The organism is Nostoc sp. UIC 10890, from assembly GCF_054786515.1.
Map to the genome: position 1 here is coordinate 1 of NZ_JBSGKF010000166.1, position 1,228 is coordinate 1,228.

The 1,228-nt window shown below is 41.8% G+C and carries 1 protein-coding gene; it reads right to left on the minus strand.

The genetic code is table 11. From position 1 onward, the window contains the following. Window positions 1–1,181: SIR2 family protein (locus tag ACWATR_RS40155; RefSeq protein WP_460346001.1), on the minus strand; the 1,181-nt coding region annotated here is incomplete at its 3' end. Window positions 1,182–1,228: the final 47 nt, after the last annotated feature.

The window sequence follows — 1,228 nt, forward strand, 5'->3', positions numbered from 1 at the left end:
GTTGATGATGCCGAGTATACTCGGCCAAAATTTCCTTTTCCAATCTCCTGTTCGACGTGGTAATCGAGCCAAAAATTGTTGTCGGAATCGGGATTCACACGAGTAGCGAGGAATATTGGGGAGTCGTACTCTCTGCAAAATCGACTAAATTTTTCGAAGTCGAAATTATTATTATCGTCAGAAAAATTACTTTCGCTAAGATTGTTCAAAGACATACGTATTTCGTTCGGCGAAAGCTTAATTAATTCGCCAGGACTGGGGAAATTACTTATCGCGGCACTGTTTGTAGGAAGGACTGGATTCCGAAAAGATGGATCCTTAGGGACAAAATTTATCAAAGTATCTGTAAATATCTTTAATCCTTTCTCCCAATCATGCCCTTCTAAAAAAATAGGCTGCACAGGGATGTCATGTATTTTATTTATAATTGAATCGCTTCTTTTGCATAGAATAAAAAACTCGCCCCCATTTAGTTCTATTTCGCGAAGGTATTTAAGATGCCCTCCGACCGAAACATCGTCAATTCCAACGCCATAAAAAAGAACTAGGCTTTGTGAAAGAATAGAGCGAATATATGAAATATAGCGCCTATTCTGTAGGAGCTTTTCTAAATCAGACTGCGTTAATACCCAGTTTGTGGGCTCATCGATGTTTCCATGAAGCTCAACAAGCTTGTTATGTCCAGCTGAGAAAGTGTCCATTCGTCCCCCGATCGTGAAACCACAATCGGTCCTAAGTGGTACGCCTGTTCGAAGGTTGGCATATGCTTGGCTGGCTAAGCCATCCAAGTTCAGTGTTAAAAAAGTGCTGGGGCTAAGTTTCCAAAGCGAGGCAAGCGCATCGGGAGCGGATACAGACTCATTTTTTAGTATCGCGCGAACAGCATATACGTACTGACTGTCTAAATAGCGCGATAAGAGTTCAATCTTGTCCCAATTGCTTGATTGTGAATTTATTTCTTGAATCTCCCTTTCGAGAAAAGCGTCACCGAAGACGCCCTTTCTTAAGGAAATGAGTTGTGAGATAAGCTTTTCTACCAGTTCGTCCCAACTGGGTAGTCCTGCAGTTCGAGACGAGCCAGCTCCGGTGAAAACAGTAAGGGGAAGAACCTTCTGTGAATATACATTCGCAAATCGTTTGAAGTAGTCCTGCTTCCAAAGGAATTCAGAATTTGATTCCATGATATCCAACCTTTTAAGTTAAGAAAGTGGGTTGGTCTGTAGAGGTG